The sequence below is a fragment of the Aquabacterium parvum genome, assembly GCF_001447195.1.
GTDB lineage: Bacteria > Pseudomonadota > Gammaproteobacteria > Burkholderiales > Burkholderiaceae_C > Aquabacterium > Aquabacterium parvum.
The window spans coordinates 455,392-482,287 of record NZ_LFRI01000341.1; the positions used below are offsets into that span (position 1 = coordinate 455,392).

Annotated in this window: 29 protein-coding genes; 24 read left to right on the forward strand and 5 right to left on the reverse strand. The window is 62.9% G+C overall.

The features are described from left to right. Window positions 1–123: 123 nt before the first annotated feature. The 10 genes from rfaD (at window position 124) to ABG80_RS13540 (ending at window position 9,122) form a co-directional block, all read left to right on the forward strand. The gene (gene rfaD, locus ABG80_RS13500) at window positions 124–1,107 is read left to right on the forward strand and encodes an ADP-glyceromanno-heptose 6-epimerase (RefSeq protein ID WP_058088112.1); all 984 of its coding nucleotides are present in this window, start codon (window positions 124–126) and stop codon (window positions 1,105–1,107) included. 166 nt (window positions 1,108–1,273) lie between these two features. Beyond that, entirely contained in the window at window positions 1,274–2,293 is a 1,020-nt protein-coding gene (locus tag ABG80_RS21485) for a hypothetical protein (protein WP_407638758.1), read from the forward strand. Between the two features lie 49 nt (window positions 2,294–2,342). After that, window positions 2,343–3,410, forward strand: a complete 1,068-nt coding sequence (locus ABG80_RS13505; protein WP_058088113.1) for an IS5 family transposase — start codon at window positions 2,343–2,345, stop codon at window positions 3,408–3,410. A gap of 109 nt (window positions 3,411–3,519) precedes the next feature. After that, on the forward strand, window positions 3,520–4,584 hold the full coding sequence (locus ABG80_RS21490) for a WavE lipopolysaccharide synthesis family protein (RefSeq protein ID WP_083506076.1): 1,065 nt from the start codon (window positions 3,520–3,522) through the stop codon (window positions 4,582–4,584). Then, window positions 4,581–5,339: a glycosyltransferase family 2 protein gene (locus tag ABG80_RS13515; RefSeq protein ID WP_058088115.1), complete on the forward strand. Its 759-nt coding sequence runs from the start codon at window positions 4,581–4,583 to the stop codon at window positions 5,337–5,339. The genes ABG80_RS21490 and ABG80_RS13515 overlap by 4 nt, the downstream gene beginning before the upstream one ends. Window positions 5,340–5,395: 56 nt before the next feature. After that, window positions 5,396–5,971, forward strand: a complete 576-nt coding sequence (locus ABG80_RS13520; RefSeq protein ID WP_200964312.1) for a PI-PLC domain-containing protein — start codon at window positions 5,396–5,398, stop codon at window positions 5,969–5,971. Further along, window positions 5,968–6,591: an HAD family hydrolase gene (locus ABG80_RS13525; protein WP_058088117.1), complete on the forward strand. Its 624-nt coding sequence runs from the start codon at window positions 5,968–5,970 to the stop codon at window positions 6,589–6,591. Before ABG80_RS13520 ends, ABG80_RS13525 begins: the two co-directional genes overlap by 4 nt. Next, window positions 6,584–7,327 carry a glycosyltransferase family 2 protein gene (locus ABG80_RS13530; RefSeq protein WP_058088118.1) on the forward strand — a complete coding sequence of 248 codons (744 nt, stop codon included), beginning with the start codon at window positions 6,584–6,586 and terminating at the stop codon, window positions 7,325–7,327. Before ABG80_RS13525 ends, ABG80_RS13530 begins: the two co-directional genes overlap by 8 nt. A gap of 4 nt (window positions 7,328–7,331) precedes the next feature. Then, the gene (locus tag ABG80_RS13535; RefSeq protein WP_058088119.1) at window positions 7,332–7,652 is read left to right on the forward strand and encodes a hypothetical protein; all 321 of its coding nucleotides are present in this window, start codon (window positions 7,332–7,334) and stop codon (window positions 7,650–7,652) included. A 510-nt stretch (window positions 7,653–8,162) separates the two neighbouring features. Further along, a complete protein-coding gene (locus tag ABG80_RS13540) occupies window positions 8,163–9,122 on the forward strand; it encodes a hypothetical protein (protein ID WP_058088120.1) in 960 nt (319 codons plus the stop codon). Here the strand turns inward: ABG80_RS13540 and ABG80_RS13545 are convergent. From ABG80_RS13545 to ABG80_RS13560, 4 genes are read right to left on the reverse strand one after another with little or no spacing between them, the layout of a single operon-like run. Then, window positions 9,079–9,816 carry an SDR family oxidoreductase gene (locus ABG80_RS13545; RefSeq protein ID WP_058088121.1) on the reverse strand — a complete coding sequence of 246 codons (738 nt, stop codon included), beginning with the start codon at window positions 9,814–9,816 and terminating at the stop codon, window positions 9,079–9,081. The genes ABG80_RS13540 and ABG80_RS13545 overlap by 44 nt on opposite strands. Beyond that, window positions 9,813–11,144, reverse strand: a complete 1,332-nt coding sequence (locus tag ABG80_RS13550) for an FAD-binding oxidoreductase (RefSeq protein ID WP_058088209.1) — start codon at window positions 11,142–11,144, stop codon at window positions 9,813–9,815. Before ABG80_RS13550 ends, ABG80_RS13545 begins: the two co-directional genes overlap by 4 nt. Before the next feature lie 8 nt (window positions 11,145–11,152). After that, the gene (locus ABG80_RS13555) at window positions 11,153–12,574 is read right to left on the reverse strand and encodes a UbiA family prenyltransferase (protein WP_058088122.1); all 1,422 of its coding nucleotides are present in this window, start codon (window positions 12,572–12,574) and stop codon (window positions 11,153–11,155) included. Between the two features lie 2 nt (window positions 12,575–12,576). Beyond that, a complete protein-coding gene (locus ABG80_RS13560; protein WP_160322538.1) occupies window positions 12,577–13,482 on the reverse strand; it encodes a lysylphosphatidylglycerol synthase transmembrane domain-containing protein in 906 nt (301 codons plus the stop codon). A gap of 275 nt (window positions 13,483–13,757) precedes the next feature. Between ABG80_RS13560 and ABG80_RS13565 the strand changes: the two genes are divergently transcribed. The 13 genes from ABG80_RS13565 (at window position 13,758) to ABG80_RS13625 (ending at window position 25,445) form a co-directional block, all read left to right on the forward strand. Continuing rightward, entirely contained in the window at window positions 13,758–14,063 is a 306-nt protein-coding gene (locus tag ABG80_RS13565; RefSeq protein ID WP_200964313.1) for a hypothetical protein, read from the forward strand. Beyond that, window positions 14,060–14,737, forward strand: coding sequence for an SDR family NAD(P)-dependent oxidoreductase (locus ABG80_RS13570; RefSeq protein WP_058088124.1), 678 nt, complete (start codon window positions 14,060–14,062; stop codon window positions 14,735–14,737). Before ABG80_RS13565 ends, ABG80_RS13570 begins: the two co-directional genes overlap by 4 nt. Next, on the forward strand, window positions 14,737–16,032 hold the full coding sequence (locus tag ABG80_RS13575) for an ANL family adenylate-forming protein (RefSeq protein ID WP_058088125.1): 1,296 nt from the start codon (window positions 14,737–14,739) through the stop codon (window positions 16,030–16,032). The genes ABG80_RS13570 and ABG80_RS13575 overlap by 1 nt, the downstream gene beginning before the upstream one ends. Beyond that, window positions 16,029–16,709 carry a GNAT family N-acetyltransferase gene (locus tag ABG80_RS13580; protein WP_058088126.1) on the forward strand — a complete coding sequence of 227 codons (681 nt, stop codon included), beginning with the start codon at window positions 16,029–16,031 and terminating at the stop codon, window positions 16,707–16,709. The genes ABG80_RS13575 and ABG80_RS13580 overlap by 4 nt, the downstream gene beginning before the upstream one ends. 61 nt (window positions 16,710–16,770) lie before the next feature. Next, entirely contained in the window at window positions 16,771–18,177 is a 1,407-nt protein-coding gene (locus tag ABG80_RS13585) for a glycosyltransferase family 4 protein (protein WP_058088127.1), read from the forward strand. A 112-nt stretch (window positions 18,178–18,289) separates the two neighbouring features. After that, a complete protein-coding gene (gene pilB, locus ABG80_RS13590; RefSeq protein ID WP_058088128.1) occupies window positions 18,290–20,017 on the forward strand; it encodes a type IV-A pilus assembly ATPase PilB in 1,728 nt (575 codons plus the stop codon). Between the two features lie 70 nt (window positions 20,018–20,087). Further along, window positions 20,088–21,311: a type II secretion system F family protein gene (locus ABG80_RS13595; protein WP_058088129.1), complete on the forward strand. Its 1,224-nt coding sequence runs from the start codon at window positions 20,088–20,090 to the stop codon at window positions 21,309–21,311. Between the two features lie 26 nt (window positions 21,312–21,337). Further along, on the forward strand, window positions 21,338–22,213 hold the full coding sequence (locus tag ABG80_RS13600) for a prepilin peptidase (RefSeq protein WP_083506078.1): 876 nt from the start codon (window positions 21,338–21,340) through the stop codon (window positions 22,211–22,213). Window positions 22,214–22,221: 8 nt separating this feature from the next. Continuing rightward, window positions 22,222–22,872, forward strand: a complete 651-nt coding sequence (gene coaE, locus ABG80_RS13605) for a dephospho-CoA kinase (RefSeq protein WP_058088212.1) — start codon at window positions 22,222–22,224, stop codon at window positions 22,870–22,872. A 27-nt stretch (window positions 22,873–22,899) separates the two neighbouring features. Beyond that, on the forward strand, window positions 22,900–23,658 hold the full coding sequence (zapD, locus tag ABG80_RS13610) for a cell division protein ZapD (protein WP_058088130.1): 759 nt from the start codon (window positions 22,900–22,902) through the stop codon (window positions 23,656–23,658). A 65-nt stretch (window positions 23,659–23,723) separates the two neighbouring features. Further along, entirely contained in the window at window positions 23,724–23,945 is a 222-nt protein-coding gene (locus tag ABG80_RS13615) for a DNA gyrase inhibitor YacG (RefSeq protein WP_058088131.1), read from the forward strand. Window positions 23,946–24,095: 150 nt separating this feature from the next. After that, window positions 24,096–24,260, forward strand: a complete 165-nt coding sequence (locus ABG80_RS13620) for a rubredoxin (RefSeq protein WP_058088132.1) — start codon at window positions 24,096–24,098, stop codon at window positions 24,258–24,260. A gap of 15 nt (window positions 24,261–24,275) precedes the next feature. Further along, window positions 24,276–25,445, forward strand: coding sequence for an NAD(P)/FAD-dependent oxidoreductase (locus ABG80_RS13625; RefSeq protein WP_058088133.1), 1,170 nt, complete (start codon window positions 24,276–24,278; stop codon window positions 25,443–25,445). Window positions 25,446–25,477: 32 nt separating this feature from the next. On the opposite strand, the gene ABG80_RS13630 is transcribed toward ABG80_RS13625, so the two are convergent. After that, entirely contained in the window at window positions 25,478–25,846 is a 369-nt protein-coding gene (locus ABG80_RS13630; RefSeq protein ID WP_058088134.1) for a DciA family protein, read from the reverse strand. A 23-nt stretch (window positions 25,847–25,869) separates the two neighbouring features. On the opposite strand from ABG80_RS13630, the gene ABG80_RS13635 reads away from it, so the two are divergent. Continuing rightward, window positions 25,870–26,886 (forward strand): M23 family metallopeptidase, encoded by a 1,017-nt coding sequence (locus tag ABG80_RS13635; protein ID WP_058088135.1) that lies wholly within the window; start codon window positions 25,870–25,872, stop codon window positions 26,884–26,886. Window positions 26,887–26,896: the final 10 nt, after the last annotated feature.

Genomic DNA, 26,896 nt, shown 5'->3' on the forward strand with positions numbered 1-26,896 from the left:
CCACATCGATGTTCGGTGGCGCGACCAACGCCAACCCCAAACGCGCGCAGGATGAGTTGATCAAGGCGGGCGCATAGGCGCACGGGCATAATTGCCCCCTGCAACCTGCCCTGCCTGAACCCCATGATCATCGTCACCGGCGCCACCGGCTTCATCGGCTCCAACATCGTCGCCGACCTCAACGCGCGCGGCCGCACCGACCTGCTACTGGTCGATGACCTCGGCACGCAAGGCAAGTGGAAGAACATCGCCAAGCGGCGTTTTGTCGACCTGGTCGACTATCGCGACCTCGATGGGCTGCTGGCTCGCCTGAAGCAACCTGCCGACGCCGTCTTCCACATGGGCGCCAACTCATCGACCACGTCCACCGACGGCGACGAGATCCTGCGCGTGAACCTGCATGCCACCATGGCCTGGTGGAAGTGGTGCACAGACACTGGAACGCCCTTCATCTACGCGTCTTCGGCCGCCACCTATGGCGACGGCGAACAGGGCTTCGAAGACAACCAATCGCCAGAAGCCTTGGACCAGCTCGCCCCGCTGAACCTGTACGGCTGGTCCAAGCACCAGTTCGACAAGTGGGCCGTGGAACGCGCTTCGGAAGGCAAGGCACCGCCGCAATGGGCGGGCCTGAAGTTCTTCAACGTGTACGGGCCCAACGAGTACCACAAGGGTGACATGCGCAGCCTGGTGGCCAAGAACACCGCGCTGATCGCCCGCGGCGAAACCATCCGCCTGTTCAAGTCCCACAAGGACGGCTACGCAGACGGCGGCCAGCTGCGCGACTTCGTCTACGTCAAAGACTGCTGCGCCGTGATGATGTGGCTGCTCGACAACCGGCAGGTCAGCGGCGTGTTCAACCTGGGCACCGGCCAGGCGCGCAGCTTCGTGGATCTGATGCAGGCCATTGGCACGGCGCTGGGCAAGCCCGTGAACATCGAGTACGTGGACATGCCGGAGAGCATTCGGCCGAATTACCAGTACTTTACGGAGGCGCGGATGGGGAAGTTGAAAGGGGCTGGGCACTCGATCCCCATGACCTCGCTGGAGAATGGGGTACGTGACTACGTGCAGCGGCATCTGGTGCAGGCCGACGCCTACAGATAACGGTATGGGGCTCCGCGTGCTACAAGTGTGTCCTTTCGACATACCCAACGAACCGAGTACTGGCGGTCAAATTCGCATCGAAGCCATTGCTCGCGCTTATCGCGAGGCAGGCTGCATCGTCGATCGAAGTTGCATCGTCACCCGGCAACGCGACGCTAGGAGACCGATGGACTTGATCATGCCTTGGCTTGATCGTGTGCGTCGCAAGCATATAGGCAAACCTGACAACCTGGGCCAGATCCGGCAACACTGGGCCGCGCAGGCCAGCCAAAAGCTGCACAAGCAATTATCTTCCTGCCTTGAGAAACCTTACCAAATCGTACACGTGGAGCACCCATGGGGCATGGCACTGATGCGCTCCATGAGGCGGCATCCCATGCTTACCAATGCGCGCATCGTTTACAGCGCCCACAACATTGAGCACACTCTGTTCGAATCCGTCGCCCGAGAACAGGGCAACTGGAATTGGGCAGCAAGAACACTGACCCAGGAAATTCGTCGAATCGAAGAGGCAGCGGCGGCTGAGGCCGACATCACTTGGGCGGTATCGCTCGCCGATGCTGGTCAACTGATGCCATTTGCGAAGAGATGTGTTGTAGCTCCAAACGGCTGCCGAGAACTACCAAAGCGCGCTTGTTCATCAGTCTTCACCAGATTGCAAGGCCGCTATGCCTTATTCATCGGCACGAACTACAGCCCAAACGTCAACGGCTTCCTCCGCATGCTGGAAGATGACTTTTCATTCCTACCTCCGGGCACGTCCATTCAAACCATTGGAACCTGCGTAGAAGCACTGAGTCACCACGCGCCACATCGGCACTGGCAGAAGTCTGAACGCTTGCACCACCACGGCAAAGTGAGTGGGTCGCTGTTAGATTCGGCACTGCTGAACGCCGGAGTTATCATCTTGCCCATCCTTTCAGGGGGAGGCACCAATCTCAAGACGGCAGAGGCACTAGCATCTGGCCGACTGGTTCTTGGCACGACCAAAGCGTTCCGTGGCTTCGAGGATTGGCTACATGCCCCTGGCGTACATTTTGCCGATGCGCCGGAGTCTTTCCGAGACAACCTAGCTAAACTCCTACTCGCGTCATCTAGCGAGCAATCGAAGTTTCACCGTCAGGGACTGAATTGGACTTCAGCACTCCAACCTGCGCTGCAGGAGACGCTTGGGGGCGCTTTTTGAAACCGCCCCGACTTCAACCCGAGGTACTTGATACGGCAAGACAGCAGCCATGATACCCCCCCGCATCAAAACCTCGGCGTTTTTCCAGGACCAACCCGCCACCGACCTGTTCGTGCTGGAGCATCGGCAAGCCAAGCTGGGCAGCTACGTTGCGAACCTTGCGGCGATGGACGGGCTGATCAACTTCGGGTCCGTGGCCGCCGCGGTGGATGCGGCCTGCCCACGCAGGGACCGCAGCAAGGGCGGACGCCCGCCGTACCCCACCGAGGTGATGGTGCGCATGGTGTTTCTGCAGTCGCTGTACAACCTGAGCGAGGAAGGCTGCGAACACCAAGTGTTGGATCGCTTGAGCGTCCAGCGCTTTTGCCGGCTGGATGGGCAACTGCACATTCCTGACGCGTGCACGCTGAAGAGCTTCAAGCAGCGCCTGACCAAGGGTGGCCTGGGCGGGCGGGCGATCTTCGAGGCAAGGAGCCAGCAACTGCAACAACAACGGTACATCCCGCGCGGCGGGCAGATCGTGGACGCCAGCATCGTGCAGGCGCCCATCACCCAGACCCGCAGCGAAGAACGCCAAGCGCTCAACGAAGGCAAGGCGCCTGAGGGCAGGAGCACCAAGCGGCTGCCGCACACAGACCGCGACGCCCGCTGGACCAAGAAGTACGGCAAGAGCTTCCACGGCTACAAGGTGCACAGCAATGTGGATGCACGCTGGAAGCTGATCCGCCGAATTGCCATCACGCCTGCCAACGTGGACTATAGTCAGACGCTGCAGGCGGTGATGGACACCGCCAACACCCGAGGCCGGTTGCTGGCCGATCGGGGCTATGAGGCCCAAGCCAACCGCGATTTGTTGGCCAAGCACCAACTTCGCGACGGCATTGCGCGGCGAGCCAAGCCAGGGCAAGAGGCGCGCCAGCGGCTGGATGCACGCAACCGAGCGATCAACAAGACGAGGGCCCGGGTCGAACACGTGTTCGCCGGTCCGAAACAGCTGGGCGGCAAAGTGGTGGGGGCGAGGACGCTGACCAGGAACGAGCTGGCCATCACGCTGAAGTGCGTGGCCTGCAACACCAAGCGTTTGGTATGGTTGGTCGCGCAAGGAGCGCAGACGTGATGGCTCAACACCGCCGAATCTCATGCCATACCGTGACATTGGCCGTCAGCGCATCGGAAAACAGGGTTATACGAAGCGCCCTTGGGAACATAACACCAAGTAAAAAGAAATGATCAGCAGCGACCAAATCAGCGTAGTCATTCAAGGAGCAATCGGCGCGGAACTGCCAGACTGCATCAGAAGCGTCCGCAGAAGTCTACCGAAATCCGAGATCATTTTGTCAACATGGGAGGGCAGTAGCCTGCCGGCAGGAATGGACGTGGATCAGTGCATTTTCAGCCCGGACCCAGGAGCACGGCCAGCAGTCAAAGGCGGCAAACTGCTCAATAACACCAACCGACAACTAGTATCGACCGTCGCTGGACTGCGTCGGGCCAATCGCCCTTACACACTCAAACTGCGCACTGACTTCGAGATTCATCACCCCGGATTCATCCAAGGCTTTACCACCACAGACTTACGCGACACCAAGTACACGCTTTTCAAGCATAAACTAGTTATACCTAATTACGCGACTCGCTACCCCACACCCAACACGGCATCCTACCCATTCCACCCATCTGACCTGAGCGTATTCGGCTTGACCGAAGACGTAACCAGATACTTCGACGCCCCCCCTTTGGGTGAAGCTGATTGGAACTGGGCGCTGCAGTACGAGTCGGAAATCACCCGAGGCCAGAATGTGCCACTTTTCTTGCCGCGTCTTGCCCCAGAACAACATTTCTTCATAAACAGTCTGCGAGCAAACGGGCATCCGATTGAGTTGCGTCACTACCATGACACCAGCGGGAACATTGCCGAACAAAGCCGACGCTATTTGGTCAATAACTTTGTCGTGCTCGACATGCAGGACTACGGTATCAGCACAGGAAAATCTGCGCTAGCGTATGCCATCACAAAAGACATCAACAACTGTTACTCCCGCAACTTGTACCGCTCAGAGTATCGAATGTGGTGCGACCCGAATGCCAAGCTAAACTGGCGGGAAGCCATAGAGGCCCGCCTAACTCGCCGAAAAATAACCCACGAAAAACTGGTTAAACACCGCTTCGCCATGCAACAGCATGCACAGCTTATTTTCCGAGCCTCAGATGAGGGCTCATTTACCCACAGCCACAAAATGCTGGCTGACGCAATCTCCTGCCTCTACTATTTTTTGCGTGCCATCGTATGAACAAGCTCAACATCGTTATCCCCATGGCTGGCGCCGGCAGCCGCTTTGCTAAAGCAGGCTACGCAGACCCTAAACCACTGATAAAAATTCACGACACCCCGATGATCGAGGCCGTAGTGCGCAACCTTCGTCCTAGCATCCCACATAAATTCATTTTTATCGTACAGGCAGCACACGCGCAGGCCTACGGGCTACGCGATTTTCTGACTTCCATTTCAAACGGGGGGGAACTCATTGAAATCGACGGACTCACCGAAGGCGCGGCGTGCACCGTACTCAAGGCTCAATCGTTGATTGACAATGACCAACCACTGATGATCGCCAACAGCGACCAGTACATTGATTGCGACATAAATGCATATTTGGCATCAATGAAAAATGGCGACTTAGACGGCATCATAATGACCATGTGGGCGGATGATCCGAAATGGTCTTTCGTGGATTTAAATGAAGCGAATTTTGTCACTCGCGTCGTCGAGAAGGAGGTCATCTCCAACGAGGCCACGGTTGGCGTCTACAATTTCCTTCGAGGTTCTGACTTCGTTCAAGCCGCAAAAGACATGATTCTGCGTGACGAGCGCGTAAATGGTGAGTTCTATGTAGCGCCAGCCTACAACTCGCTCATCCGCAACGGGAAAATGATCGGTATTCACAACATTGGCAGCGAAGCCAAAGGTATGTATGGGTTAGGCATCCCAGCCGATCTGGAACACTTCTTACGGTTATCGTTGTCCCATCAATTCAAACGTGGCTGACTATGCAGTTCATCTCTCACCGAGGCTGGTGGATCAAGCCCGAAGAAAAGAATACCATGACCGCGTTCGAACGGTCGTTTTCTCGCGGATACGGCACAGAAACTGACGTACGAGATCTAGATGGGCAGCTCGTCATATCTCATGACATGCCACGTGCAAGAGACAAGCTTGGTATTGAGCCTGTACTCGCACTAGCGAGCCACTACAAGGTCCCGCTAGCCCTGAACATCAAATCAGATGGTCTGGCGAAGCCACTTCGCAACACACTAGATAAGTTTCCGGGACTGCAGTGGTTCGTCTTCGACATGTCCGTACCTGATATGCGCAACCACTTGGCACTGGGCAACACCACGTACACCCGGTTCAGTGAAATCGAACAACAACCAGCTTATCTAGAACGCGCAGCAGGGATCTGGCTGGACGCCCTTGACACGCCTTGGCTTGACTCAAGCGCAATCTTACGAGCCCTCTCATTAGGCAAGCCTGTTTGCCTAGTCTCCCCCGAGCTACACCAAAGAGATCCCTTGCCTCTCTGGACCGAACTGCGGTCTCTAGCGCATGCGACACAACTCACCCTCTGCACGGACCTACCCGATCAGGCCAAACAACACATCATGGGAGCAGCGCAATGATAAAAGCCGTAATATTTGATATGGATGGCGTGCTGATTGAGGCCAAAGATTGGCATTACGAAGCACTTAACAGAGCCTTGCGGCTTTTCGGATTCGAGATTTCACGGTACGCGCATCTGTCAACATATGACGGCCTGCCTACTTCAAAGAAGCTTGAGATGCTCAGCATTGAAAGCGACTTACCCAGGGCACTCCATGGCTTCATCAATGAGATGAAGCAGCTATACACCATGGAAATAGTTCACACGCACTGCAAACCCACATTCTCTCATGAATTCGCGCTCTCGTCGCTCAAAGCACAGGGCTACAAACTCGCGGTAGCCTCCAATTCAATTCGATCAACAGTCGTCACGATGATGGAGAAATCCAACTTGGCTAGCTACCTAGATCTAATGCTTTCCAACGAAGATGTGCACAAGGCAAAACCCGATCCAGAAATCTACCTTTCGGCCATGACGACCCTGGGTTTCAAGCCTGACGAGTGTCTGATCGTTGAAGACAACGACAACGGCGTAAAGGCTGCACTGGCGTCAGGTGGTCACCTTTTACGCGTCAAGGACGTCCACGAAGTCAAACTTGAAAAAATCCTCGCAAGAATCCAGGAGATCGACAATGGCTGACCCGAAACTAAAAGTCCTTATTCTGGGCGCTGGCGTCACCGCCAACTCAAGCGATGGCGACCCATTTCCGGCTTTCATGGCTGAGGTCAAGGGCGCGCCTTTGATACAGCGCATAGTTGAGTCATGCGCCGGACTGCAGCCAGACTGGATCGGCATTGCTTGCCAATCCAAGGAAATTGACAACTATCAGATCTGGGAACTGCCTAGATTGCTTCACCCGAAGGCTTCGTTCTTAGCAACCAACAGCATAACGCATGGCGCCGCATGCACGGCCTTGTTAGCTTCGGAGCATATCGACAATGAAGACGAGCTTCTGATCCTTGGCGTAAATGAGTACATCGATGCCGATTTCACCACCATCATTCAGCGATTCCGGGATAGGCGTCTAGATGGCGGCGTGCTGACTTTCCCCTCCATCCATCCACGGTATTCCTACGTTAAGACTAGTGCAGACGGATTAGTGCAACAGGCTGCGGAAAAACGCCCCATCAGCAACACCGCAGCAGCCACTTTCTTCTGGTATCGGCGCGGGTCCGATTTCGTCATGGCAGCAAAAGATGTGATTCGCAAAAACGATCATGTCAACGACCTGTATTACATATCGCCCACGATCAACCAGATGCTTCTGAGACAAAAACGTATCGGCATCGAAGCCCTTGAAAACGGACAATACCACCCCTTCAAAACCACGCGCCAGATCGAAAATTTTGAAACCGTTCAGGAATTTAGAAAGTAACGGCATGAAAGTCTATCAATTGTCCGACATGCAGGGCGGGTGGTTTGCTGGGGACTTTACTCCCACGATCGTACACAGCAAGGATTTCGAGGTGGCCGTCAAGCACTACCAGGCTGGAGCAAAAGAGGCCAAACATCACCATAAAGTTGCCCAGGAAGTCACTGTCATTTCCTCAGGCACCGTCCGCATGAATGGTGTGACCTATGGTGAAGGTGCCATAGTCGTTTTAGAGCCCGGCGACATGACTGACTTCGAGGCCATCACTGCTGCCACGACCGTAGTGCTGAAGACGCCATCAGTGGCTGGTGACAAGTACCTCGACTGACCCCTGCCTCCCGATTTCGATGCCAAATGCTGTAAGTGCTTGATTTGACCAGGGCGCCCTGGTCAGCGTGCCACTACAGGAGGGACAACTGGGGTTCCGTGCAGAGTTTTGACCTTCAAGGCGGCCATGGTGGCGGCCGCCCCTGGTTGATGGTGGATACGCCTGAGACGAGTGCGCCGTTGTCAATGCTGACGCTGTGGCACTGAATGTATTGCCCCAGTGAATTTCTGCTCAGCTTTTGGCGTTGGATGAAACGACGATGGGCAGGCGGGGTCATCCGCTAGGCGACCAAGGACATGGCAGCCTAGGGTCTGAACATCATCGTGGAAAGACCTTGCGATTGAGTACCTAGCCTTGGGCCGATTAAAGCAAGCGAAGCATATTGAACGCACTGTGCACCAAGCGCGTGGAAACCGAAGAATTATCAGACAAATAACAGCTTGAACTGACGTGAGTGCTCTGCCCAAAACAACGATTCCAACTCGCGAGCCCCTGACTTTGGCTGTCTGGATGATTTTGGCGCTGATCTTTTGCGTCCACTACGTCGTGAAGACGCACGTCGGCCCAGCCTCCGGCATCGCGCAACACGCCGACCTGAATGTCTCAGCCCCATTTGTTTTCAGGTTCCTGCTGCCACTGACACTCTCCATCCTTTTGCCCCACGACTGGCTTGACTTGCCGTCGACCCGCATCGCGGTGGCCACATTGTTCGCCTTTGCATCCATCTGGCTGATGCCGGCGTTCATGGGCCGCGTCACAGGATCCGGCCTGAACGAAAAGGAAGCGTCAAGGGTTCGACTGATGATGCTCGTGATGCTGATCGCTCACTACACCCTGCCACGCAACCTCAAGTTCTATTACGTCTACGATTTCCCGGCCATCACGTTCTATCAATTGACGTTCATGGCGCTGACGGCCGCTTCGCCACGTCAGCGATGGCTGGGGGTGCTGCTGGCGGCCGCTTTGACCACCAACAGGGAAACCGTGGGCATCGCGGTGATCCACGCAGCGGCTTGGCACGTCGCACGACTGCCTTGGCAAGGCACATCGACACTGCGGACATGGGCACCCATCCTCTGCCAACTGGCGTGCGCCGCAGTCGCAGTGCTCCTCGTTCGCAAGCTGATCTCTCACAGCCTGGACCACCCCATCCAGGCCAGCTTCAGCTGGATGGAAGGCGACCAACTTCGCATCCTGGCCAACCTCGAACGCATGGCCACCAAACACCACCACGGCATCGCGCTGCTGTGGTTCGGCGCTGGCGCCATCATCTGGCTGCCCAGGCGCTGGCGTGCCCTGAACAGCACACTTAAGCACATGCTGATCGCCTCGGCCCCTGTTTTCGCCTTCTTCTGCGTGGTCGGCAACTTTGTCGAGTTGCGCATGTTCAGTGAGCTGCTTCCATTGCTGGCCGCAGCCCTGGCCTTCAAAGCGCCAACTTCACAAACACAAACTCCGGGATGTGCTTGATGATCAACATGATCAAGCGCCAGAACCCCGGCGTGTAGACCACCGAGCGGCCCTTGTCGATGCCGGCAATGATGTCGCTGGCCACCTTCTCGGGTTTGGCCCACAGCGCCCCCTTCTTGAACGACGCAGTCATCGGCGTGTCCACAAAGCCGGGCTTGATGGTCATCACGTTGACGCCCACCTTGCGCAGGCGTTGGCGCTGGCCTGATGCGAAAGCACTGACCAGGGCCTTGGCGCTGCCGTAAACGTAGTTGCTTTGACGCCCACGGTCGCCGGCCACCGACGAGATCACCGCGATGCTGCCGCTGCCTTGTGCCGCCAGGTGCTCACCCGCCAAGGTCATCAGCGACACCACCGAGGTGCCATTGATGGCGACCTCGCTCAACGCGTAGCCCACATCAGACTGCGCGCGGGCCTGGTCACTCAGCGTGCCGTGGGCGATCAACACGGTGTCGAGGCCGCCCATGGCCTGCGCCGCATCGCGGATGAGGTCTGCGTGTTGATCGAACTTCGCGGCGTCGAACACCCTCTGGCCGACCGCCAGGGCCCCGCGGGTCTTGAGGTCATCGGCCACCGAGCGCATGGCAGCCTCGTTGCGAGCGGCCAAAAACAGCTTGTCGCCGCGTTGTGCCCACTGGCGCGCACAGGCTTCGGCGATGGCGGACGTCGCGCCAACGATGAGGATCTTCTTCATGTTTTCTCCATGACCCGACGCCACCAACTCGATGAGAAGCGCGGGTCAACGTGTGGCAAAAATTCTGACAGGCGGGGGTAACCGGCCTTGAACACATCGGCGGGCATGCGGCCGTCCTTGGCCACGTACAAGCGCCCCCCGGCCTCCAGCACGATGCGGTCGAGCGCGGCGAACAGCTTGTGCAGGCGGGGCCCCTGGTTCGGAAAGTCCAGCGCCAAGGTTGTGCCCGGGCAAGGGAAGGACAACATGCCGCGCGAGGGCGGCTCGCCGAACTGCTTGAGCACCGCTAGGAACGAGCCCATGCCGCTGGCCGCGATGGTCTCCAGCAGGCGTTGGGTGGCGGCAAAGGCCTTCTCGTGGGGCACCACGCACTGGTACTGGTAGAAGCCCCGAGGGCCGTAGATGCGGTTCCACTCCAGCAAAGAGTCGAGAGGGTAGAAGAAGGGCCGGTAATACTGAAACGCCCGAGCCTCGTCTGGCCCTTGTCGATGGAAGTAAAGGGTGTTGAAGGACTTGAGCGACAGCGTGTTGATGAGGGACGCCGGCGGTGTCAGGGGCACCTTCATGCAGCGCGGGGACTCCAACGTGGCGCCCTTGGGCGAGGCCGAAGGGTCCATCACCGCCGGTGCATGGTTGGCCCGGTTGAACAGGCCCCGGCCCAGGCGCTTGCCCGAGAAGGCGCAATCGATCCAGCTGACGGTGTACTCGAAGTCGCGCTCCGAGGCCTGGCTGAGCTCGAAAAACTCCCCCAGGTTGCGAAAGCGAACAGTCTCGGAGTCCATCCAGGGGTTGGCCACGCGCCGCAGGCGAAGCTCGGCCCAGGTGATCAGGCCGGTCAGGCCTAGCCCGCCGATGGTGGCGGCGAAGAGCTCGCGGTTTTCATCGGGCGAGCACCACAGGCGCGAGCCATCTGAGCGCAGCAACTCAAAGCCCGTGACGTGGTTGCCGAACGAGCCCGCCACGTGGTGGTTCTTGCCATGCACGTCGTTGGCGATGGCGCCACCCACGGTGACGAACTGGGTACCGGGCGTCACGGGAGGGAACCAGCCCTGCGGCAACACCAGGCGGATGACCTCTGACAGCAGCACGCCCGCCTCGCAGCGCAGAAGGCCGGTGGCCGCATCGAAGTCGATGAAGCGATCGAGCAGGCGCCCCAGCAGCAGTGCGCCGCCCACGTTGAGGTTGCTGTCCCCGTAGCTGCGTCCGTTGCCATAGGGCAGCACCTTGGCCTCGCCTTCGGGCAAAGGCTGGTGGCGGCTGCTCAAGCCAAGCGCCTCATGCTCGTGCCGCTCGACACGGCCCCAGGAAGTGAAGACCTGCGAAGACATGGTGCCGATCAAGTCGCCAAGTAAAGCACCACGCCTGCGGCCAGGCCGGTGAACAAACTGGTGCGGTCCTTCAAGGCGTACACCAGCGGGTCGTCGTGCATGTTGCCTCGGTGAGTTTCCATCCAGATGCGGCTGATCCAGTACAGCATGATCGGCACCAGGCCCCAAGCGATCTTGGGGTGCGAATACAAGGTGGCGATGTCTGGCGAGTTCAGGTAGAGCGCCAGAACCAGGATGCTGAGGTAGCCAGACGCCGTGCCCAGGCTTTGCAGCAAGCTGATGTCTTCGACCTGGTAGCCACGGCCTTTGGCCTTGAGCTTGCCTTGCTGACGCATGACAAAGAGCTCGGCATAACGCTTGACGATGGCCAGGCTCAGGAAAATGAAAGTGGCGAACATCAGCAGCCAGAAGGACAAAGGGATGGCCATCGCTGCCGAGCCCGCCACGATGCGGATGGTGTAGAGGCCCGCCAGCGCGAGCACGTCCACCATGACCACCTTCTTGATCCCGAAGGAATAGACCAGGGTGGCCGCGTAGTACGCCCCCAGCACCTGCAGGAACTTGGCCGGCAGCATGCAGGAAATCAGCCAGGCCACGACCAGCAGCGTGGGCGCAGCCAGCAGGCCGAACACCCGGCTCAGGCGGCCGGCTGCGAACGGCCGATTGCACTTGGTGTGGTGCTGCCGATCGGCTTCCAGGTCCAGCATGTCGTTGAGCAGGTACACCGACGAGGCGCACAGGCTGAAGGCAAGGAAGGCCAGCGCACCGTCGATCAACACCGGCAACTCGGACAGCCGGTGAGCCGCCAGCAATGGCACGATCACCAGCGCATTTTTGGCCCACTGGTGCACCCGCAGGGCCTTGGCCACGGATTTGATCAGGCCCGTCAGCGGTGGCACGACGTGAACCACCTCGGTGAGCTTGCCCGCAGCCGCCACCAGACCTTGACTTGCGTTGGCCACGATGGCCTTGCGCGCATGGGCCCACACCTTGAGGTCAACGCGGTGGTTGCCCGCGTAATCAAAACCCTGTTCACCAAAGCGCCGCACCAGCTCCGCAGCCTTGTTGCCTCCGGCCAGGTTGGTCTTGCCATCGCTGGCCAGCACCCCGTCGAACAAGCCAGTGTGATCGGCCACGGCCTGGGCAACCCGGTGGTCCGATGCGGTGACCAACCACAAGGGTCGGCCCGCTTCCTTCTGGGCTTGCAGCCAGGTCAGCAAGGGCTTGGTGTACGGCAAGGCGCCGCCGTTGAGTTCCACCCTGGCGGCGATTTCCGACTTGAGCCTCGCTTTGCCACCGAGCAGCCACAATGGCACCAACAACAAGTAAAAAGGGTTTCGCTTGAGCAAGAGCAGGAACGACTCCAGCAACAAGTCGCTGTGGATGAGCGTGCCATCGAGGTCGACGCAGAGAGGGGTCTTGTCAGACATGGTCAGAAAGAAGAAGGTTCACGGCGAAGGAGCCAGACGCAGGCCCACCCGATCACGACAGCCAGCCAAAGGGTCAACAAACGGCAAATGAGGGTCAGCAAGATGGCCAAGGGTGCGCTGATGCCGTGGGCCATCAACAGGGCAGCCATCACCGCCTCGGTGCTGCCCAGGCCACCCGGCAAAAAAGACAAAGCGCCAGCGATGAGCGCAACGGCGTAGGCGCTGGCAGCACCACTCCAAGGCAATTGCCCAGGCGCCATCGCATCGGCCACCAGTTTCAGACCAGCGGCTTCGCCCCCCCAGGACACCAAGCCCAGCAGCAAACCAGCCACCAGCATCTTGGGCGACAGGAGTTGCCGGGAGCTCACCATGGTGTCGACCACCACGGTGAGGCTGCCCTGCCCTGGCAGGGGTTTGGGCCTTTTGGCCAACCGCGTGCGCACCCGACTCCAGGGGCACAGGGCGATCAGCATCAACAAGCCCAGCACCAGCGCCGCAGCGATCCAGATCATCCCTCGGTAGCGATCGGCATTGAGCAAAGCAGCGAAAGCCAGCAAGATCATCGCCAGCAGGTCCAGGATGCGCTCGACGAAGAACGCACCGCTGACCGCAGAGAGCGGCACACCCCTGGCCTGGTAGTACCTGGCTCGGGCCATTTCGCCCAGCTTGCCCGGCGACAAGGTGAAGGCAAAGCCAGCCATGAAGGTCAAGGAGACGAAGCGCAGGGGCAAGACGTGCCCCTGGTGAGACATGTACCAATGCCAGCGCCAGATGCGCAGCACATAGTTGAAAACGGATAAACCAGCTGCCGCCGCGATGGCTGGCCAGGCCGCGCCGATCAGGCCGATGTCGATTTGGACGATGTCGCGCCGAAACCCAAGGACGCACCAGGTGAGGAACGCAGCCATGCCCCCCAGATCAGCCATTTTTTCAGGCGTCCGGTGTGTGCCGTGCTTGGTGCAGGCTCCTGCGCTCCTTGCGAGGGGGTCAATAAATCGGACATGCATTTGGTCAGTGCGCCCTGAATCAAACGCTGCACTGACCCTAAATTTGTTAAACCGAAACTGTACCCCGCGCCAACGCCCTCCGATCCAATGCGCCGAACACCCGGGCAAGCCAAGACCTTCTCTCTGATTCGCCAATCGGCATCTGTGCCAAATTGCACAGACGGAAAACCGTCTCCATGCCCGCCATGACACAGCCCGCTCAAAAAGCCACTCTGCGCCACGCCGTCTTCGCCGCCATTTCAAAACTGGCGCCGGAGGCCACCGCGCCCATCGCCGACGCCACCCCCCTGATCGGCGACGGCAGCGTGCTCGACTCCATGCGCCTGGTCGAGCTGTGCCTGAGCCTGGAGGACCTGGCCGGCGAGCACGGCTTCGAGTTCGACTGGACCTCCGAGGCCGCCATGTCGCGCTCACGCAGCATCTTCCGCACCGCCGGCGCGCTGGCCGACGAGTTCGTGCGCCAGAGCCAGGGGGCCGCATGATCGTCGTCACCGGCGCCAGCCGCGGCCTGGGCCGCGCCATCGCCGACCGGCTGATCGAACGCGGCCTGCCCGTCTTCGGCCTGGCCCGCCACACCGAGGGCCTGCCCTTCCCCGCCTTCGCCTGCGACGTCGCCGACGCCGAGCAGGTCAAGGCCGCCGCCCGGGCCGTCAAGGCCCACACGCCGGTCATCACCGGCTTGGTCAACGCGGCGGGCATCGCCTCCATGAACCTCGCGCTGACCACGCCCCCGTCGGTGGTGCAGCGCATCGTCGCCACCAACCTGATGGGCACCATCCACACCTGCCAGAGCTTTGGCGGCATGCTGGCGCGCAACAAGGCCGGCGCCATCATCAACTTCTCGACCATCGCCGTGCCCCTGGGGCTCAAGGGCGAGTCGGTCTACGTGGCTTCCAAGGCCGGTGTCGAAGGCTTCAGCCGCAGCTTCGCCCGCGAGATGGGCGACTTCGGCGTGCGCGTGAACTGCATCGCGCCCGGCCCCATCCAGACCGACCTGCTCAAGAACCTGCCGCAGGCCAACATCGACCGCATCATCGAGCAGCAGATCCTGCGCAAGCCTTTCGAGGCCTCGGCGGTTTGCGACGTGGTCGAGCTGCTGCTGGACGAACGCTCGGCCTCGCTGAGCGGGCAGGTCTTTCACATCGGAGGCGCTTGATGAGCCTGGTCGAAACCCTGCAACGCACCTGGGGCCACACGGACGACCCCTTCCTGGTGTCCGAAACCAGCGCCTTGCGCTTCGCCGACCTGGCGGCGCAGGACACGTCCGACCTCGCCAGCGTCCGCTCGGGTGACGTGGTGGCCCTGATCGGCGACTTCGAGCCCCGCTCCATCTCGCGCCTGCTGACGCTGTTCGATCGCGGCTGCATCGTCGTGCCGCTGACCGAGGACACGGCCCACGACCACGCCTACTTCTTCGACGCCGCCCTGGTGGACGTGGTCGTTCAAGGCGACGGCGTGAGCCGCCGCGCCCACGGTCAAACACACCCCTTCATCGAGCAGCTGCGCGCCGCCGGCCACCCGGGCCTGGTGCTGTTCTCCAGTGGCACCACCGGCCGCCCCAAGGCCATCCTGCACGACTTCACGCACTTCCTCAAACGCTTCAACGAGCCCCGGCCCACGCTCAAGACGCTGAACTTCCTGCTCTTCGACCACATCGGCGGGCTCAACACCCTGCTGCACACGCTGTTCAACCGCGGCACCGTGGTGGCCGCCACCGACCGCAGCATCGAATCGGTGCTGCGCGCCTGCCGCACCTTCGATGTCGAGTTGCTGCCCACCACGCCCACCTTCCTGCGCATGATGCTCATGAGCGGTGCGGTGCCCGACCAGGTGCCGCCCAGCCTGAAGGTCATCACCTACGGCACCGAGAAGATGGACCAGCCCACGCTGGACGCCCTGTGCCGCCTGCTTCCCCAGGTCGACTTCCGCCAGACCTTCGGCATGAGCGAGCTGGGCATCCTGCGCGTGAAGTCCCGCGCCCGCGACAGCCTGTTCATGAAGGTCGGCGGCGAAGGCGTCGAGACGCGCGTGGACGACCAGGTGCTCAAGATCCGTTCGCAGACCCGCATGCTCGGCTACCTCAATGCCGACTCGCCCTTCGACGACGAGGGCTGGTACAACACCAAGGACGTGGTCGAGCAGGACGACGGCTGGTTCCGCGTCAACGGGCGCGTCTCCGACGTCATCAACGTGGGCGGGCTCAAGTTCATGGCCGCCGACGTCGAGCGCGTCGCGCTGGAGCACCCCGACGTCAGCCTGGCCAAGGCCGTGCCACGCAGCAACCCCATCACCGGCCAGCATGTCGAGATGACGGTGCAAACCAAGGATGGCGCCACGCTGGAGCGCGACGCCCTCATGCAGCACCTCACCGAACGCCTGCCCCGCCACATGGTGCCGCGCCGCATCACCCTGGGCTCGGTCGCCGTGGGCCACCGATTCAAGAAGGCATGAAGCCAGACGCCGCCACCCGCCTGGCGCGCATCCGCGCCCTCAAGGCCGACACGCTGGAGCAAGCCCGCTCCCTGCGCATCCCCATCGAGGCCGATGGCGCGGTCATCGGCTCCCTGGTGCCGATCGGCCCCTGGATCCTGGATGACGCCCACCACATCGGGCTGATCTGCCAATGGCGCCAGGCGGCCATGAAGATGTTCATGGCCCAGTTCGACTCCACGCCCGAACGCACCCTCCGCTACCTCGAACAGCGCTCCGTGGGCGAGCCGGACCGCATCCTGTTTTTCATCCACGACGCCGATGACCGCTGCGTGGGTCACGGCGGCTTCTCCGGCATCGGAGACGAAACCGCCGAACTCGACAACCTCATGCGCGGCGTGGGTGGCGGGCACCCGACCTTGATCCAGCACGCCGAACGCACCTTGCTGGCCTGGTTGTTCAGCGCCATGGGCTCGGCCGAAATCACCGCTCGCGTGCTGTCCTACAACTGGCTGGTCATCGAATTGCACGAGCGCCTGGGTTTCAGGCGGCGCGCCAGCCTGCCACTCAAAAAGACCGCCCTGGACGACGGCCTGACGCTGCTGGAGCCCTGCCCCCCCGAGCAGGCCAATGTGCGGCACACCTGCATCGAGCTGATCCTGAGCCCGGCCGACTTCGCCGCAGCCACTACACTTTGAGCCTCCGAAAGACAGGCCAAGGCACCGGCGAGCCACAGGCCGATCAGCAAAGGCGCCTTCCTTGACCACGATCTTTGTCGACCTCACCGACGTGATGCTGTTCCTGAGGCGGGGCGGCACGCTGACCGGCATCCAGCGGGTGGAGATCAACGCCCTGTGGGAAATCATGCGCCTGCCCCGGCGCCTGCCCTTCAAGGGCCTGGTGGCGGAGCCAAACGGCAGCTGCCACGCCTTCGAGTTGGACTTCCTGGCCGAGCAATCGCAGTTCGACCCCGAAGATTTCCACCGCCGAGGCTGCCAGGACATCAGCGAGCGCTCGCCCAACGAAATCCGGCTCAAGCAACGCCTGGCCGCCCACCCGGGTCCAGGTACCTGGCGGCGCATCCAGCGCCAACTGATCAAAGCCGGCACCCTGCTGCAGGCCCGGCTGAACCCGGCCCCCCTGATCGATCAAGGCCTGCTGCGCGCCCCCGCCAGCCACCCCAGCCAGCAAGGTGTGCAACGCGACATCGCGCTGCAAGCCTCGGACGTCTACGTCTGCCTGGGCACCGCCTGGAACCGCGAGTGGTCCACCGACATCGCCGAGCGGCACGCATCGCGCGGTGGCAAGGTCGTGCAGATGATCCACGACCTGGTGCCCGTGCTGCGCACCGACCTGCACGAGGGCAGCGTCAACAGCGCCTTCGGCCGCTGGCTCGAGAAGATGGCGCGCTGCACCACGCAGTTCGTGTGCGTGTCGCAAAACACCGCCCGAGACCTCGCCGGCTACCTGCAAGAGCGCGGGCGACAGCCCCCCATCGAGGTCACCGCCCTGGCCCATGAGTTCAAAGGCCAGCCCCGGGGTGCCCGCCCCCCGCTGCCCGCCAACGCCCGCCCCGCCCTGCGCCAGCTCGATGGCCAGCCCTTCGTCATCTGCGTGGGCTCGGTCGAAGGGCGCAAAAACGGCGCCAGGCTGATCGACGCATGGGTGGCTGCCCTGGACCAAACCGGTCGCCGCGACGTCACCCTGGTGTTCTCCGGGCGCCCGGGCTGGCTGGCGGAGGCTTTCTCGGCCGCGCTGGCCCGCGCCACCGAGCGCGGCGTGCGCATCCTGGTGATCGAAGGCTGCAGCGACGACGACCTGGCCTGGCTCTACAGTCACGCCCTGTTCAGCGCCTACCCCAGCCTGTACGAAGGCTGGGGCCTGCCCGTGGGCGAGAGCCTTTGGTTCGGCACGCCCTGCCTGGCATCGAACGCCACCTCCATCCCCGAAGTGGGCGGGGACCTGGCTCGTTACTACTCCCCGCTCGATCCGGGCGAAATGACCGCCTCGCTGGTCTGGGCCCTGACCCAAACCGCCGAGCTCGACGCCAACCGCCAGGCCATCGGCCAGGCGCCTCTGAGGGCCTGGCGCGACCACGGCCGCGATCTGCTCCAAGCCTGCGAAGACCACGCCCTGGGCACCGCGCCAGCATCGCAAGCCGCCTGATTGAGCAGCCTTCCACGGTTTCCACCCGCTTTCACCTGCCGGTATCCGTGGCAACATCGGGATCGCAGCAAACCCCGGGCGCCCTGCGCCCGTCACCCAAGCATTCCCCGCCATGGCAGCAGAGTCCACCCTGGCCGACTCGCCCGGCACCCTCTCCGGTGTCGCGCGCGTGCTGGTCAACGCCGGCAAGCTCGACGCGAAGTCCGCTGAAACCCTGACGCGCACCGCCCGCGAGCAAAAGCGCAGCTTCGTCAGCACCCTGGTGGCGGCCGGTCGCATCCAACCCGCCGACCTGGCGCACACGCTGTCACAGGCGCTGGCCGTGCCCCTGCTCGACCTCAACGCGATCGACACGCAGCGCCTGCCCAAGGGCGTGATCGACAACAAGTTGTCGTCTCAGTACCAGGTGATGGTGCTGTCCAAGCGAGGCAACCGCCTGTTCGTGGCCGGCGCCGACCCGACCGACCAAGAAGCCATCGAGCGCATCAAGTTCGCCACCCAGCTCACGCCCGAGTGGGTCATCGTCGAGCACGACAAACTGGCCAAGCTGCTCGAAGGCCTGACCGCCAGCGCCGAAGACCAGCTCAACGCCATCGCCTCGTCCGACTTCGAGTTCGACGTCACCGAAGACACCGGCACCTCGAGCCAGGAAGCCGACGCCGCCGCCACCGACGTCGAAGACGCCCCCGTGGTGCGCTTCCTGCAAAAGATGCTGATCGACGCCATCAACGCGCGAGCATCCGACCTGCACTTCGAGCCCTACGAGTACAACTACCGCGTGCGCTTCCGCGTGGACGGCGAGCTGCGCGAAGTCACCCAGCCGCCCGTGGCCATCAAGGACAAGCTGGCCTCGCGCATCAAGGTGATCTCCAAGCTGGACATCGCCGAAAAACGCGTGCCGCAGGACGGCCGCATGAAGCTCAAGTTCGGCAACAAGGCCATCGACTTCCGCGTCAGCACCCTGCCGACGCTGTTCGGCGAGAAGATCGTGATCCGGATCCTCGACCCGTCCTCGGCCAAGCTGGGCATCGACGCCCTGGGCTACGAGCAGATCGAAAAAGACCGCCTGATGAACGCCATCGTGCGGCCGTACGGCATGGTGCTGGTCACGGGCCCCACGGGCTCGGGCAAAACCGTCTCGCTCTACACCTGCCTGAACATCCTGAACCAGCCCGGCGTCAACATCTCGACCGTGGAAGACCCGGCCGAAATCAACCTTCCCGGCATCAACCAGGTCAACGTGAACGACCGGGCGGGCATGAACTTCTCGGTGGCGCTCAAGGCCTTCCTGCGCCAGGACCCGGACGTGATCATGGTCGGCGAAATCCGCGACCTGGAGACCGCCGACATCGCCATCAAGGCCGCCCAGACCGGCCACATGGTGATGTCCACCCTGCACACCAACGACGCGCCCACCACCCTGACCCGCCTGATGAACATGGGCGTGGCGCCGTTCAACATCGCCTCCTCGGTCATCCTGATCACGGCCCAGCGCCTGGCGCGCAAGCTGTGCGACACCTGCAAGGCCCCTGCCGATTACCCGCGCGAGGCCATGCTCAAGGCCGGCTTCAAGGAAGCCGACCTGGACGGCACCTGGAAGCCCTACAAGGCGATTGGCTGTTCGGCTTGTAACAACGGTTACAAAGGTCGCGTCGGCATTTACCAGGTCATGCCCATCAGTGAGGAAATCCAACGAATCATCCTCAGTCAGGGGACAGCGATGGATATTGCTGAGCAAGCCAAGCGGGAAGGCGTGCGAGACTTGCGCGAATCCGGGCTCGTGAAGGTCAAGGCAGGCCTGACCTCGCTCGAAGAGGTCATCTCGGTGACCAACGAATGAGCCAACGCATCAGCGCCCCCCACGCCCCTTAAGTCAGCCCACCAGCCGACATCAGTCACGGAGTTCCGACATGGCCACGGCAGCAGCCAAGAAATCGCAGGTCCAGGAAACCATCTACGAATGGGAAGGCAAGGACCGCCAGGGCAAGATCGTCCGGGGCGAGATGCGCGCGGGCGGCGAAGCCATGGTGGGCGCCACGCTGCGCCGCCAGGGCATCCTGGTGCAGAAGGTCAAGAAGCGCCGCATGGGTGGCGGCGGCAGCATCAAGCCGAAAGACATCGCCATCTTCACGCGCCAGCTGGCCACCATGATGAAGGCCGGCGTGCCCCTGCTGCAATCCTTCGACATCGTCGCTCGCGGCAGCACCAACCCCAAGGTCACCAAGCTGCTCAACGACATCCGCGGCGACGTTGAAACCGGCACCAGCCTGTCTCAGGCCTTCCGCAAGCACCCGATGTACTTCGACGCCCTGTACTGCAACCTGGTGGAAGCCGGTGAAGCAGCGGGCATCCTGGAGACCCTGCTCGATCGCCTGGCGCTCTACCAGGAAAAGACGATCGCCATCAAGCAGAAGATCAAGTCGGCCCTGACCTACCCGATCGCCGTGCTGGTCGTGGCCTTCATCGTCGTCTCGGTGATCATGATTTTCGTGATCCCGGCCTTCAAGGAGGTCTTCACCTCTTTCGGCGCCGACCTGCCGGCCCCCACGCTGTTCGTGATGGCCATGTCCGAGATCTTCGTGAAGTACTGGTGGGCCATCTTCGGGGCCATCGGGGGTGGCATCTACTTCTTCCTTCAGACCTGGAAGCGCTCCGAAGCCATGCAAAAGCGCATGGACCGCCTGCTGCTGAAAATGCCCGTCTTCGGTGACCTGCTCTTCAAGTCGGCCACCGCGCGCTGGACGCGCACACTCTCGACCATGTTCGCCGCGGGCGTGCCCTTGGTCGAGGCGCTCGACTCGGTGGGCGGCGCCGCCGGCAACGCCGTTTTCGCCGAAGCCACCGAGCAGATCCAGAAAGACGTCTCCACCGGCACCAGCCTGACCAACGCCATGCAGGCGGCGAACCTGTTCCCGAACATGGTGCTGCAGATGTCGGCCATCGGCGAAGAGTCCGGCTCGCTCGACCAGATGCTGGGCAAGGCCGCCGACTTCTACGAAGCGGAAGTCGACGAGGCCGTCAAGGCGCTGTCCAGCCTGATGGAGCCTTTCATCATCGTGATCCTGGGCACCATCATCGGCGGCATCGTCGTCTCGATGTACCTGCCGATCTTCAAGCTGGGTCAGGTGGTCTGACGTCGCTCGCCCCCGTTTTGCCCCCGATGTCGTCTGACGCCTTCTGGCCGGTTTTCACCGGCTTCATCCTCACGCCCTGGGGCCTGGCTGTGCTGGGCCTGTGCGTGGGCAGCTTCCTGAACGTGGTCATCCACCGCCTGCCCAAGATGCTGGAGCAGCAGTGGAAGCTGGACGCCGCGTACACACTGGGCCAAGAGGTCAAAGAGCCGGAGCCAGCCGAGGCACTCACGCTGTCCAAGCCGGCCTCGCGTTGCCCCGCCTGCGGACACCAGATCCGCTGGTGGGAGAACATCCCAGTGGTGAGCTGGCTGGTGCTGCGCGGCAAATGTTCCGCCTGCGGCACCGGCATCTCGGTGCGCTACCCCCTCATCGAGTTGCTGACGGCCGCCCTGTTCGCCGCTTGCGGCCTGCAGTTCGGCGCGCAACCCACCACCTTGCTGTGGTGCGGCTTCGTGGCCGTGCTGGTGGCTGCCTCGACCATCGACTGGGACACCACCTTGCTGCCCGACGACCTGACGCTGCCCCTGCTGTGGGCTGGTCTCGTGGTTTCGGCGCTGGGCTGGAACCTGCCCTTGATTGACGCCCTTTGGGGCGCGGTGGCGGGCTACCTCTCGCTGTGGAGCGTGTACTGGTTCTTCAAGCTGGCCACCGGCAAGGAGGGCATGGGTTACGGCGACTTCAAGCTGCTGGCCGCGCTGGGCGCCTGGCTGGGCTGGCCCATGATCCTGCCCATCATCCTGGGCTCTTCGGTCATCGGCGCGCTGGTGGGCATCGGCATGAAGGTCTCGGGCAAGCTGCGCGAAGGCGTTTACGTGCCTTTCGGGCCCTTCCTGGCCGGTGCCGGCCTGGTGGTCGCCCTGGCCGGCTCACCCAGGGTGCTGGGTTGGTTGGGCTGGGCCTGAGGCCCGCCATGCCCAGCCAACACCCACCCAGCAGCTCTCGACACCCGCATGGCCAGGGCCTGGTCATCGGTCTGACAGGGGGCATCGGCAGCGGCAAGTCCACCGTCAGCCAGATGCTGACGGACCTGGGCGCGCACCTGGTGGACACCGACGCCATCTCTCGATCGCTGACCGCGCCCGGCGGCGCCGCCATCCCGCACATCGCCGAGCACTTCGGCGAGCACCTGATCGATGCCCAAGGCGCGATGGACCGCGCCCGCATGCGCGAGCTGGCCTTCGCCGACCCGGCCGCGCTGGCCCGCCTCGAAGGCATCCTGCACCCGCTGATCGGCCAGCAGGCCGACGCACACGCCCGCATTGCAGCGCCCGGACAACACATCGTCTACGACGTGCCCCTGATGGCCGAGTCGGGGCGGCGCTGGCGCGACAAGGTCGACCACATCCTGGTCATCGACACCGAACCCGAGACCCAGATCGCCCGCGTGATGGTGCGCTCCGGTTGGCCGCGCGAGGCGGTTGAAGCCGTGCTCGCCAAGCAGGCCACGCGCGAAATGCGGCGCGCCATCGCCGACCACGTCATCCTCAACGAGGGCCTGAGCCTGGAAGAACTTCGCGACGAGGTCGGCAAGCTCTGGCGCTTGTGGAACAATGGCAGCTGACCCGGCTTGCAGGTTTCAGGTGGCGCGTTGATCCTCTACGAATACCCCTTCGGCGAAAGCATCCGCACGACGTTGCGGCTCGAGCACCTTTTCGACCGCCTCGGGGTGTTGATCTGGCGGCAAGACCCCGTCGATCACCACTTCGCGCTGGCCACCATCTTCGAGATCATGGACGTGGCCGCCCGCGCCGACTTGAAGAGCGACCTGCTGCGCGACCTCGATCGCCACAAGCAGCAGCTCATGGCCTACCGCGGCAACCCCGCCATCCAGGAAGCCGCGCTCGACGAAGTGCTGGCCCGCATCGAGCGCATCCACCACGCGCTCAACCAGGTGCCCGGCAAGGCCGGTCAGGCGCTGGCCGCCAACGACTGGCTCATGGGCATCCGCAGCCGCATCAGCATCCCCGGCGGCACCTGCGAGTTCGACCTGCCCTCGTACTACGCCTGGCAACACGAGCCAGCCGCCAAACGCCAGGAAGACCTGCAGCAGTGGGCCGGCACGCTGGCGCCCTTCGCCGAGGCCGTTCGCCTGGTGCTGGGCCTGCAACGCGATGGCGGCCACCCGCACATGGTTGCCGCGCCTTGCGGGCAGTACCAGCAAAACCTGAAAGACTCTCGCAGCTTCCACCTGCTGCGCCTGCGCATCGACCCGGCGCTGGGCCTGGTTCCCGAGATCAGCGCCAACCGCCTGATGGTGTCCATCCGCCTGATGCGTCCCGACGCCGACGGCAAGCTCAAGATCGCCTCAGACACGGACGCGAGCTTCGAGTTGACGCTTTGCGCCTGAGTCACGCGGACCTAGCCCAGGATTTCGCCCGTTCCCTACCGACTTTCTGCCCGCGAGCCCTCGCCGTGCCCACCCCGCCCAAGCATCCCAACGAAGGCGCCGCAAGCGCCGGCCCCCAGGTGCGTTGCCCATCCTGCGGCGTCACGCACGTCTACAGCACCGACAACCCGTATCGCCCGTTCTGCAGCAAAGGCTGCAAAGCCATCGACCTGGGCGCCTGGGCATCGGAACATTACCGGGTGGAGGCCAAGCCCACCACCGAAGACCTGCTGGACGCCCCCGACTGATCACCTGCCTTGCCCCCTCGGCGGCCAGCCGAACGCCGACACCTTGGCGTCAGACGCCGTTTTGACGCCTCGGCTGCCCTTTTGACGCCATCGCACCCCGGCCCTGGCCGGCCTTGGCCCCAGAATCCACCCCCGTTTTTGGAAGAATTCATGAAGACCTACCAGTGTGTTGTGTGCGGCTACGTTTACGACGAAGCCAAAGGTGCCCCCGAAGACGGCATCGCCCCCGGAACCAAATGGGAAGACGTGCCCGCCGACTGGGAATGCCCGGACTGTGGCGTCGGCAAGTCCGACTTCGAAATGATCGAGATCTGATTGGGAGCAGCGGGCATGAGTGAATCGGTCGTCATCGTCGGCTCCGGGCTGGCGGGCTACAACGTCGCGCGCGAACTGCGCAAGGCCGACGCCGAGGTCCCCATCGTGGTGGTCAGCCGCGACGAGGCCGGTTTCTATTCCAAGCCCATGCTTTCGAACGCCCTGGCGGGCAAAAAAACGGCTGCCTCGCTGGTGACCAAGTCGGCTGAAAAAATGGCCGACGAGGTCAAGCTGCGCGTGCTGGCCCGCACCAGCGTGACGAAGCTCGACACCGCCGCGCGCACGCTCACGCTCTCCAGCGGCGAGCTCCTGCCCTACCGTGACCTCGTGCTGGCCCTGGGCGCAGACCCGATCCGCCTGCCCCTGGAAGGCGATGCCGCCAGCACCGTGTTGTCGGTCAACGACCTGGACGACTTCGCCCGCTTCGCCGAGGCGCTCGACACCGCCGGCCCGGGTGGCCAGCCGGTCAAGCGCGTGGCCATTTTGGGCGCCGGCCTGATCGGCTGCGAATTCGCCAACGACCTGCTGCACCGCGAAGTGCAACCCACCGTGCTCGACCTGGCCGAGCGCGTGCTGCCGCGCCTGCTGCCACCCCAGGCCTCGGCGCGCCTGCAGGCCAAGCTCGAAGCTGGCGGCGCGAGCTTTCGCTTCGGCACTGGCGTGACCGCCGTCAACCTCGGCGCCAACGGCCTGGTGCTGACGCTGTCGGATGGCAGCCAGCTTGAAACCGACCTGGTGCTCTCGGCCATTGGCCTCAAGCCCCGCACCCATCTGGCCGCCGACGCTGGCCTGGCCGTCAACCGCGGCATCGTCGTTGACCGCCACCTGGCCACCAGCGTGCCCCATGTGCACGCCGTGGGCGACTGCGCCGAGGTGGCCGGCCACCTGCTGCCTTACGTGCTGCCGCTGATGGGTCAAGCCCGCGCCCTGGCAGCCACCCTGGCGGGCAAGCCCACCGAGGTGAGCTACCCGGCCATGCCCGTGGTGGTCAAGACGCCTGCCTGGCCGACCGTGGTCTGCCCGCCCGCTGGCGATGCCCAGGGCGAGTGGGAGGTCACCGAGACCGAAGAAGCCATCGAGGCGCGCTTCATGGCCGGTGAGCAACTGCTGGGCTTTGTCCTGCAAGGCAAGGCGACCGCGCAGCGTCAGGCGCTGGCGGCCCAGACGCCCGCCCTGCTGGCTTGATCCAGCGCACCAGGCCCGAACACCTGGTGACTTCAGCGTCCGCGGACCTTGACGCGGATTGCGTTAACCTTGAGCCCCTTCGCTGACAGCGCCTCATTCAGGTGCGGCAGCGACTGGCGCAACTTGGCCGACGCGGCCGGGTTCGCGACCAGCAGGGTCCATCCCTCTTCGTCGAACGGCCCGGCCTGCAACTGAGCCGCCAGCGAAGGCGGCAGCACCTCCTTGACGGCTTCGAGACAAGCCTGCGAATGCCGCAGGCGCTGCATCAGGCTGGACAGGGGCGATGCGCGATCGAGCGCCCGGGTGACGGGCGGCACGTCCGGCACCATCGGCCGGCAGTGCAGCGACGGGGTGACGGTGCGGATTCGGCCGCCTGATGGGGGCTGGGAGCGCTTGCTCATGGGTTCAGCAAAGGAAGTCACGCATGCAGATCCTGATCACGACCAGTGCGCTGTCAAGGCCGAAGGTCTTTCAGTTCACGCCCTGGAGCCTGGTGCTGACCGGGCTGGCGCTGATCATCCCCTTGATGATCCTGAGCCTGATTGTGTACCACGCCGTGGTGCTCAAGGCCGCCCACGAGCGCTGGCCGATCATCTCCGAGGCAGTGCGTTTCGTCGAGCGGCAGGAGTTGGCCCAGCGCGACCGTTTCATGCGCGAGAACCTCGACGCCATGGCCGAAAAAGTGGGCGAGATGCAAGCCCGCCTGCTCCGCCTGGAAGCTGTCAGCGAACGCGTGGCGGGCATGGCCGGCATGAAGGCCGAAGAATTCAAGGCCATCGAGGCACCGACGCCAGCCGCCTCGGGGGCGTCAGGAGTCCTGGGCTCGGCAAGTGGTGCCGCTGCGGCATCCGGTGGCCCCCTGGTGTCGCTGAAAGACACCGGCCCCGCCACCACGTCCGCCGACATCCTCGCGGCGCTGAACGGCCAGGTCGAACACCTCCACGCGCTGGGTGAGCGCCACGCCGACGTGCTCACGCTGATCGAGTCCCACCTGTTCGAGAAGCGCCTGGATGCGCTGCTGATGCCCAGCACGCAGCCCGTGGACGGCCCCATCGGCTCAGGCTTCGGCTTCCGCAGCGACCCCTTCACCGGTCGGCCGGCCCTGCACACCGGGCTCGACTTCCCCGCAGACCCCGGCACCCCCATCGTGGCGGCCGCGGGCGGCGTGGTGCTGTCGGCGGGGCCTCACCCTCAATACGGCCTGCTGGTCGAGCTCGACCACGGCAACGGGCTGGTCACGCGCTACGCCCACACCCTGCGCATGCTGGTCAAGCAAGGAGACCTGGTCAAGCGGGGCCAGCGCATCGCCGAGGTAGGCAACACCGGGCGCTCCACCGGGCCGCACCTGCACTTCGAGGTGCTGGTTGACGGGGTTCAGCAGAACCCGACGCGCTTCCTTCAAGCGGCCGGGGGCAACAACGCCGCCAAGGTCAGCCGCTGACGCTTGGCAA

Coding starts and splice junctions, on each gene's coding strand:
- ABG80_RS13545 (WP_058088121.1), bottom strand. CDS start 9,816: ATGAAGAAGATCCTCATCGTTGGCGCGACGTCCGCCATCGCCGAAGCC.
- ABG80_RS13580 (WP_058088126.1), top strand. CDS start 16,029: ATGAAGCCAGACGCCGCCACCCGCCTGGCGCGCATCCGCGCCCTCAAG.
- ABG80_RS13600 (WP_083506078.1), top strand. CDS start 21,338: ATGTCGTCTGACGCCTTCTGGCCGGTTTTCACCGGCTTCATCCTCACG.
- ABG80_RS13560 (WP_160322538.1), bottom strand. CDS start 13,482: ATGGCTGCGTTCCTCACCTGGTGCGTCCTTGGGTTTCGGCGCGACATC.
- ABG80_RS13570 (WP_058088124.1), top strand. CDS start 14,060: ATGATCGTCGTCACCGGCGCCAGCCGCGGCCTGGGCCGCGCCATCGCC.
- ABG80_RS13540 (WP_058088120.1), top strand. CDS start 8,163: ATGATTTTGGCGCTGATCTTTTGCGTCCACTACGTCGTGAAGACGCAC.
- ABG80_RS13535 (WP_058088119.1), top strand. CDS start 7,332: ATGAAAGTCTATCAATTGTCCGACATGCAGGGCGGGTGGTTTGCTGGG.
- ABG80_RS13565 (WP_200964313.1), top strand. CDS start 13,758: ATGCCCGCCATGACACAGCCCGCTCAAAAAGCCACTCTGCGCCACGCC.
- ABG80_RS13515 (WP_058088115.1), top strand. CDS start 4,581: ATGAACAAGCTCAACATCGTTATCCCCATGGCTGGCGCCGGCAGCCGC.
- ABG80_RS13505 (WP_058088113.1), top strand. CDS start 2,343: ATGATACCCCCCCGCATCAAAACCTCGGCGTTTTTCCAGGACCAACCC.
- ABG80_RS13575 (WP_058088125.1), top strand. CDS start 14,737: ATGAGCCTGGTCGAAACCCTGCAACGCACCTGGGGCCACACGGACGAC.
- ABG80_RS13620 (WP_058088132.1), top strand. CDS start 24,096: ATGAAGACCTACCAGTGTGTTGTGTGCGGCTACGTTTACGACGAAGCC.
- ABG80_RS21485 (WP_407638758.1), top strand. CDS start 1,274: ATGGACTTGATCATGCCTTGGCTTGATCGTGTGCGTCGCAAGCATATA.
- rfaD (WP_058088112.1), top strand. CDS start 124: ATGATCATCGTCACCGGCGCCACCGGCTTCATCGGCTCCAACATCGTC.
- ABG80_RS13550 (WP_058088209.1), bottom strand. CDS start 11,144: ATGTCTTCGCAGGTCTTCACTTCCTGGGGCCGTGTCGAGCGGCACGAG.
- ABG80_RS13635 (WP_058088135.1), top strand. CDS start 25,870: ATGCAGATCCTGATCACGACCAGTGCGCTGTCAAGGCCGAAGGTCTTT.
- pilB (WP_058088128.1), top strand. CDS start 18,290: ATGGCAGCAGAGTCCACCCTGGCCGACTCGCCCGGCACCCTCTCCGGT.
- ABG80_RS13530 (WP_058088118.1), top strand. CDS start 6,584: ATGGCTGACCCGAAACTAAAAGTCCTTATTCTGGGCGCTGGCGTCACC.
- ABG80_RS13555 (WP_058088122.1), bottom strand. CDS start 12,574: ATGTCTGACAAGACCCCTCTCTGCGTCGACCTCGATGGCACGCTCATC.
- ABG80_RS13520 (WP_200964312.1), top strand. CDS start 5,396: ATGACCGCGTTCGAACGGTCGTTTTCTCGCGGATACGGCACAGAAACT.
- ABG80_RS21490 (WP_083506076.1), top strand. CDS start 3,520: ATGATCAGCAGCGACCAAATCAGCGTAGTCATTCAAGGAGCAATCGGC.
- ABG80_RS13595 (WP_058088129.1), top strand. CDS start 20,088: ATGGCCACGGCAGCAGCCAAGAAATCGCAGGTCCAGGAAACCATCTAC.
- ABG80_RS13630 (WP_058088134.1), bottom strand. CDS start 25,846: ATGAGCAAGCGCTCCCAGCCCCCATCAGGCGGCCGAATCCGCACCGTC.
- ABG80_RS13525 (WP_058088117.1), top strand. CDS start 5,968: ATGATAAAAGCCGTAATATTTGATATGGATGGCGTGCTGATTGAGGCC.
- coaE (WP_058088212.1), top strand. CDS start 22,222: ATGCCCAGCCAACACCCACCCAGCAGCTCTCGACACCCGCATGGCCAG.
- ABG80_RS13625 (WP_058088133.1), top strand. CDS start 24,276: ATGAGTGAATCGGTCGTCATCGTCGGCTCCGGGCTGGCGGGCTACAAC.